Source organism: Agrobacterium sp. ST15.16.055 (assembly GCF_027956555.1).
GTDB lineage: Bacteria > Pseudomonadota > Alphaproteobacteria > Rhizobiales > Rhizobiaceae > Agrobacterium > Agrobacterium salinitolerans.
This window is the reverse complement of sequence record NZ_JAQKGN010000018.1, coordinates 95,026-102,128: the sequence shown is the minus strand read 5'-3', so window position 1 is coordinate 102,128 and position 7,103 is coordinate 95,026. Positions and strand designations below refer to the sequence as shown.

The 7,103-nt window shown below is 59.0% G+C and carries 5 protein-coding genes and 1 tRNA gene; 1 reads left to right on the top strand and 5 read right to left on the bottom strand.

Annotated elements, in window-relative coordinates; genetic code table 11:
* Positions 1 to 408: 408 nt before the first annotated feature.
* Complete coding sequence (locus PL599_RS20525) at positions 409 to 708, top strand: hypothetical protein (protein ID WP_131829435.1); 300 nt, start codon at positions 409 to 411, stop codon at positions 706 to 708.
* Positions 709 to 918: 210 nt separating this feature from the next.
* Here the strand turns inward: PL599_RS20525 and PL599_RS20520 are convergent.
* The 5 genes from PL599_RS20520 to serA all read right to left on the bottom strand — a co-directional run bounded on the left by PL599_RS20520 (position 919) and on the right by serA (position 7,101).
* Positions 919 to 995, bottom strand: a tRNA-Met gene (locus PL599_RS20520).
* Between the two features lie 135 nt (positions 996 to 1,130).
* On the bottom strand, positions 1,131 to 2,327 hold the full coding sequence (mnmA, locus tag PL599_RS20515) for a tRNA 2-thiouridine(34) synthase MnmA (RefSeq protein WP_173991033.1): 1,197 nt from the start codon (positions 2,325 to 2,327) through the stop codon (positions 1,131 to 1,133).
* Positions 2,328 to 2,533: 206 nt separating this feature from the next.
* Entirely contained in the window at positions 2,534 to 3,724 is a 1,191-nt protein-coding gene (locus tag PL599_RS20510; RefSeq protein WP_077985247.1) for an OpgC family protein, read from the bottom strand.
* Positions 3,725 to 4,195: 471 nt separating this feature from the next.
* Positions 4,196 to 5,284 carry a Tim44 domain-containing protein gene (locus PL599_RS20505; RefSeq protein WP_269823784.1) on the bottom strand — a complete coding sequence of 363 codons (1,089 nt, stop codon included), beginning with the start codon at positions 5,282 to 5,284 and terminating at the stop codon, positions 4,196 to 4,198.
* Positions 5,285 to 5,505: 221 nt separating this feature from the next.
* Positions 5,506 to 7,101, bottom strand: coding sequence for a phosphoglycerate dehydrogenase (gene serA, locus PL599_RS20500; protein ID WP_046799887.1), 1,596 nt, complete (start codon positions 7,099 to 7,101; stop codon positions 5,506 to 5,508).
* Positions 7,102 to 7,103: the final 2 nt, after the last annotated feature.

The following is a 7,103-nucleotide window of genomic DNA, read 5'->3' as shown; positions in this document are numbered from 1 at the left end:
CGGGCGACAAAGCGTAGACGTTCTTCCATAACCGAAGTCTCTCTCCACGGCATCAACACCTCCCGCAAAGCGAAAAGTGTTACCCATGTCTCCGGTACAAAACGTCACCTATCTCTCAAGTCGGACACTAAAGATAGAATTGTCTTCTAAATATAGTCGTTCGCGCGCGGAGCATCGTTCCGTGTCGTGCGGCTTGAAATTTGGCCTTCGCAGCCGCCTATCCGCAGAGCGCGACGGAAATTATTCCGCAAGCGGAACTTATGCGGAAGATGTCCGTTTCAGACGCGAGGCTCCTAACCTCAGTTCCCCTCTGATTGCCCGCCTTGAGCGGGCATTTTTTGCCGATGTCGCTGGAACAGCTTATGTGCACAGCACGTTCTCCTGCGTTGTTCAACGTGGGGAAGAGCCATGTCCGCATATCCCAGAAGAATTCTCTTGATTGCCGCATTCGCCGCCTCGTCGATACCCGGCACATCGCATGCCGCCGATACCACGGTTTATCGTGAGGAACGGGTTTTACCGCACAAAACACATCATCAACCGCAGCGGATCGAAAATACCTATTCCAATCCCGTACAAATGAACTGCACCGAAAATATCGTGTCCTATCGCTCCCCTTACGAACGGCACACGGAACAGGTCACGCTCTGCCATCCGCCGCTAAATTGGCGAACAGGACCATCAACAGCAACAATATGGTCGCCTTGATCTTGCCATAATTCTTTCAATGTGCTTTTGTGCAGCCGCCCTTGTGGGAGGGGGTAGAGGTTGAGACCCGCTGGCTGCATTTTTGCAGTAAGCGGGTTTCCCTTTTTTTGGGCGAAACTTGCTGGCAGAATCAATCGCTTCTCCGCCTCGGAAAAGCAACGAAACACGGGCGCAGAACGGCGCGGTCTGGATTTTTCATATCAAGGAAAATGGTAGCGGGAGAGGGACTTGAACCCCCGACACGCGGATTATGATTCCGCTGCTCTAACCACCTGAGCTACCCCGCCACAGGGGAAACGTGACAGTCATGTGACCGGCCGTTCCATCAGGATGAGCGGCTTATAAGGTGCCGCTCCCCAAAGTGTCAAGCGCAAGATGCGCAAAAAATTCGCTTTCCGCATCATGGCAAAAAGCGAATGGTTTCAGGCAGCAACCGGTTTTTCGAGAAGCGCCTTGAGCGACGCCTCGGCATCCACTGAGCGTTCCGACCGTTCGATGAACCCGCCGCCGTAAACGCGGGCATCGGCCCCCGGCGCGGAATAAAGCACGCAGGCCTGTCCAGGAGCGACACCGGCCTCCCCAGTCATCAGATCGACATAGATGCCGTTTTCGTCCGCATGCAGCACCGCTTCCGTCGGCGGGCGGGTGGAGCGCACCTTGGCGAAACAGGCAAAGCCCTGCACGGCGTCGACGGCCAGTTCGCCGTCACCCAGCCAGTTCATGTCACGCAGATAGACCCGGCGGGTTTCCAGCGCCTCACGCGGGCCAACGATGACCCGGCGGCCGCGCGCATCGAGATGCACGACATAAAGCGGCTCCCCCGTCGCGACACCGATACCGCGGCGCTGGCCGATCGTATAATGCACGATACCATCGTGGCGGCCGAGCACACGGCCGTCGAGATGAACGATATCGCCCGCCAATGCCGCATTCGGCTTCAGCTTGTTGATGATATCGGTATATTTGCCCTGCGGCACGAAACAGATGTCCTGGCTGTCGGCCTTTTTGGCGACGACAAGCCCCATCTCTTCCGCCAGCGCCCGTGTTTCGGCCTTGGAGAGGCCGCCGAGCGGAAAGCGCAGATAATCGATCTGCTCCTGCGTGGTTGCAAACAGGAACCAGCTCTGGTCACGGTCGCTGTCGATCGGCCGATAGAGCGCACGCCGCCCCGGCTGGCCGGCAACGGGATTGGGGCGCGATCGGATGTAATGACCGGTCGCCAGCGCATCGGCGCCCAGTTCCTGCGCGGTGGCGAGCAGATCGGCGAATTTTACCGTCTGGTTGCAGGCCACGCAGGGGATCGGCGTTTCGCCCATCGCATAGGCTTCGGCAAAGGGGTTGATGACGGTTTCGCGGAACCGCGCTTCGTAATCCAGCACGTAGTGGGGAATGCCGAGCGTTTCGCAGACCCGGCGCGCATCGTCGATATCCTGCCCGGCGCAACAGGAGCCGGCGCGGTGCACAGCGGCACCGTGGTCGTAAAGCTGGAGCGTTATGCCGAGGACATCATAGCCCTCACGCTTGAGGATACCGGCCACCACAGAAGAATCGACGCCACCGGACATGGCGACAACGATCCGGGTATCTTCCGGCCTCTTGTCAAAATCGAGCGTATTCACGTTTTTTCCCATCGTCAGTCATAACGGGGGTAAAGGCCCCGCCGCCTGTCGGTCATCCGTCGCGAGAAACCTGGCCATTCGTTGGCCATCCTGTCTCATCATCCTGCGGATTTAAGGGCTGCATATAGAAAGGAATGGCCGCGCACGCAAGTACGGGGCGGAAAACCGCCCCGCAAAGCCGTCAGATTCGGGCTAGGACCCGGCCCTCAGGCGCCAGCCGTCTTCTGGCCGCTGCTGCCGAACCACTTGTCGCGCTCCCGCCACAGGGCTGGCAAGGCCAGCAATCCAATCGCCGTGACGGCGATCAGCGTCTTGTTGAGCTGCGACAGTTCTGCCGTGCGGCCGTCGAGATAATAGACGCCGTAGACGATCGCCACATGCCAGACATAGACCTGCAGCGAATGGCGGCCGAGCAATTGCAGGAACTTCAGCGACAGCACCCAGATGACGCCTTCGGCGATGGAACGCACGAGCGGACGGTGGTGCTTCGGACCGGCAATCACCAGCCAGGTCAAGCCGACGCCGACGGCGAGGAAGTTGATGAGATAGACCGGGCCGAAATCGGCGCGGATCTCCATGGTAGAGAATTTGCCCATCATGAAATCCGGCATCAGGCCCCAGGCAGTGGCGATGCGCAGCGGCATGAAGAACAGGCAGATGGCGAGCGCCGCTTTCGGCAACCATGTACGCTCAGGCGAGAAGATCGCCTTCCACGGAATGCGGTTCTGCGCCGTCATCGCGCCCATTACCAGCGCCGAATAGAATACCAGCTGCCAGCCGAGCAGGTTGAAGCTGACACGGATACCTTGCTCATCCGCCCCCTTGACGAGTTCGTTGAGCGGGGTCGTCACAATTTGCTGCAGGCCAAGCTGGCCTGCCATCCAGACTAGCAAGGAGCCGGCCATGACATAGGCCCACTTGCCATCCAGACAAAGCTTCACCAGAACCGGCGCAAAGATCATGTAGACGATATATTGCGGCAGAATATCCATGAAGGTCGGCTGGAAGAGGAATGTCGCAATCGCCGCGAGACGCAGCGGATCGTCGAACGACGTCATGCCAAGCCAGTTGTACCAGATATAAGGCGCATGCGGGATGACCATGCGGAAAAACAGCACGGCGATGACAAGGCCCATGGCATAGCGATAAAGCTCCATCGCGCGGTTCCAGATCATCTGTTTGCCGGCGTCATAGCCATATTTCATCATCTTGCGCGCATAAACCATGCCGATCAGCAGGCCGGACAGGAACACGAAGCCCTGCGCGTCCTCGACAAAAGCAAACTGCCGGTGATTGATTTCCACCAGCCAGAAGCCGCCGGCAAACACCAGATGGTTGATCAGCATGAAGACGAGGAAGTAACCACGCATCCCGTCGATCAGGTCAAAGCGTTTCATCTCGATAGCTCTCCGTTCTCGCAGGGCCTGCATTGCCCGGCCATCCAGCCCGGCTTGGGAGGGCCGGGTATGGATTGTCAACGCTGTTTCGCGCCTCAGGTTCCCTTTCCAAAGCGGTGTAGAACCGGCGCGAAAAGTCACATCGATGTGTGTGCCCTGTGGTTAGGACGCCGGGACTGAATGCCGGATGAATGAAAAAAGGCAATTGCGTGAAGCGGAAGAGCCATGCGCGGGTAACATGTCGCGACAAACAGGGCTAAAAGCGTTGCATAGCAGGACGAAGCGGAATTCACCGCCGATGGCCGCGGGAGATATCACCCGTTAGATTTATCAGTCGTTTTTTGGCCGCATCTTGTTGTCCCTTAGCCGAGCGAGCGTCGGCGTGACCATGTTTTCCGCGAGCGTGACGAGCAAAGGCCCGGCGGTAACGAGAACCGCCGGGCCTTTATTGGGTAAATAAGCTACGATTCGTCAGGCGGCCGCCTGAATAGCGGCGACCTGCCAGTTATCGTTTCCGGGGCGTCGGACGAAGGTCCACATTTCCACCGCCTCAGAAGGCTGGTGCTCGTCACCTTCGATCACCTTGCCGGAGGTACGGTCGCGCATCACGTCGATGGCGGAGTAGCGCATAGCCACCGTTGCATAATCCTGGCCCTCTTCGTGCCATGCTTCGGCAACATCGCCCTGTAGCAGCGTCACATCGCGCACGTCGTTTTTCACGCCGCTGGTCGCGTTGTCGCTCAGTTCTTCGGCGAGATACGACATGGCTTCCGGCGTCGTCAGCTTGCGCAATGTGCCATAATCCTCGGCGGCATAGGCGGCCTGCACGTCTTCCAGCATTTTCTGGAAAGTTTCGAGATCGCCTTGGGTAATGCCGATTTCATCGCCTTCCGACATGGCATTGGCATGAGGCGCGGGGGCATGAGTCGCAGGCTTTGCCGTTGCAGCATTGGCGGCCACGCCGCCCGCAGCGCCGGCCAGCGCGCCGATCTTCGGAATCTTGAAGGAGGATGCAGCAGAACCCGGCTGCGAACCGCCATTATAGGAAGAACCGGAATGATCCCTACGCTGCGAGGCACCGGCCGCGCCGTAAGCGGGCTGGCCCTGACGGCGCGAGGCGAAGAAACGCATGGCGAGCATCACCAGAAGGCCGATCAGAGCCACCTGCAACAGCATACCGAAGAAACCGGCCATGCCGCCAAAACCGCCGCCCAGCAGCATTCCGAACAGACCGCCCATCAAGAGGCCGCCCATCAAACCACCCATCATGCCGCCGAACAAGCCGCGGCTCTGCTGCGGCGCCTGCGCGCCGGGACGGGCCGGCTGAGCAGCGCTCGGCGCTGCCTGATTGGTATTGGGAGTCATGCTGCGGTTTATCGGCGCGGTCTGGCCGGGTGCCGTGCTGGTCGAAGGCGGAGCGGAATAGGTCCGCGTGCCGCGGCTGCCGAAACCGCCGCTGGCGCGACGCGCTTCCGCCATATCAACCGCCACGAAAGACACCGCGATACCAAGCGCGGCGACTGCGAACAAACCCTTGAAGCGCCGAAAGGCAGCAAACATCGTTATCTCCTGTTGGCCGCCCTCCCATGAGCGGCATGTCAGCAGGCGATATAGCAACTCATGATCATCATTTTTAGAGCAGTTACCTTAAATTTTTCGTGATATGCAACCAATGCGATAGTCACATATATTCTGCGACGAAAGAGACACTGGATAAACGAAAAACCCGGCACAGGGTCTCCCCTGCGCCGGGCCTTATTGTCCCCTTGGGAGGAACGATATCAGTCGACGTTGAAGGTCAGCGGCTTGACCTGGCGGATCGCCGGGTTGGCGCGCAGCTTGTCGAGCACGGTTTCGGAAACCGGACCGTCGACATAAAGCAGCGCGATGGCGTCGCCGGCTTCCTTTTCACGGCCGAGCTGGAAGTTGGCGATGTTGACGCCAGCTTCGCCGAGCGTGGTACCCATGAAGCCGATCATGCCGGGAACGTCGGTATTGGTGATGTAGATCATGTGCGATCCGACATCCGCATCCATATTGATGTTCTTGATCTGGATGAAGCGCGGCTTGCCATCCGAGAAGACCGTGCCGGCAACCGAGCGGATCTGGTTTTCCGTCTTGACCGTCAGCTTGATATAGCCGTCATAAACGCCGGTCTTGTCGCGCTTGACCTCGGAAAGGATGATACCCTTTTCCTTGATCATCACCGGAGCCGAAACCATGTTCACATCCGCAACCTGGCTGCGGATCAGGCCGGCCAGCAGGGCACTGGTCAGTGCCTTGGTGTTCATGTTGGCGGTTGCGCCATCATAAAGGATTTCGATTTCCTTGGTGGCGCTTTCCTGCACCTGGCCGACAAAGGAGCCGAGAACATCCGCCAGACGGATGAAGGGCTTCAGGCGCGGCGCTTCCTCAGCCGTGATCGACGGCATGTTGATGGCGTTGGAAACCGCACCCTTGACCAGATAATCCGACATCTGCTCGGCAACCTGAAGGGCGACGTTTTCCTGCGCTTCCGTGGTGGAAGCACCGAGATGCGGCGTGCAGACGACATTCGGCAGGCCGAAAAGCGGGCTCTCGGTGGCGGGCTCGACTTCGAACACGTCAAAACCGGCGCCGGCGACATGGCCGGACTTGATGGCTTCGGCAAGGGCCGCTTCATCCACAAGACCGCCACGGGCGCAGTTGACGATACGCACGCCCTTTTTGGTCTTGGCGAGGTTTTCAGCGTTCAGGATGCCGCGCGTCTTGTCGGTCATCGGCACATGCAGGGTGATGAAATCGGCCTGGGCCAGAAGTTCGTCCAGCTCAACCTTGGTCACACCCATTTCCTGCGCGCGTTCCGGCGACAGGAAGGGGTCATAGGCCAGAACATGCATCTTGAGGCCAAGTGCGCGCGAGCAGACGATGGAGCCGATGTTACCGGCACCGATGACGCCAAGCGTCTTGCCGGTGATTTCGACACCCATGAACTTAGATTTTTCCCACTTTCCGGCCTGCGTGGAGCTGTCGGCTGCCGGAAGCTGGCGGGCAACTGCGAACATCAGCGCAATCGCATGTTCGGCAGTGGTGATGGAGTTGCCGAAGGGCGTGTTCATGACGATGATACCGCGGCGCGAGGCGGCCGGGATATCGACGTTATCGACGCCGATGCCGGCGCGGCCGATGACCTTGAGGTTGGTCGCGGCTTCGATCAGCTTTTCGGTCGCCTTCGTGGCCGAACGAATGGCAAGACCATCGTAATTGCCGATGATTTCAGCCAGCTTGTCCTTGTCCTTGCCGAGTTTCGGCTGGAAATCGACTTCGACGCCACGATCACGGAAAATCTGGACGGCGGTTTCCGACAGTTCGTCGGATACAAGTACGCGAGGTGCCATGG

What these genes read in the sequence shown, in the direction of transcription:
- PL599_RS20525 (WP_131829435.1), top strand. Translation starts at nt 409, where the DNA reads ATGTCCGCATATCCCAGAAGAATTCTCTTGATTGCCGCATTCGCCGCC.
- PL599_RS20510 (WP_077985247.1), bottom strand. Translation starts at nt 3,724, where the DNA reads ATGAAACGCTTTGACCTGATCGACGGGATGCGTGGTTACTTCCTCGTC.
- PL599_RS20505 (WP_269823784.1), bottom strand. Translation starts at nt 5,284, where the DNA reads ATGTTTGCTGCCTTTCGGCGCTTCAAGGGTTTGTTCGCAGTCGCCGCG.
- serA (WP_046799887.1), bottom strand. Translation starts at nt 7,101, where the DNA reads ATGGCACCTCGCGTACTTGTATCCGACGAACTGTCGGAAACCGCCGTC.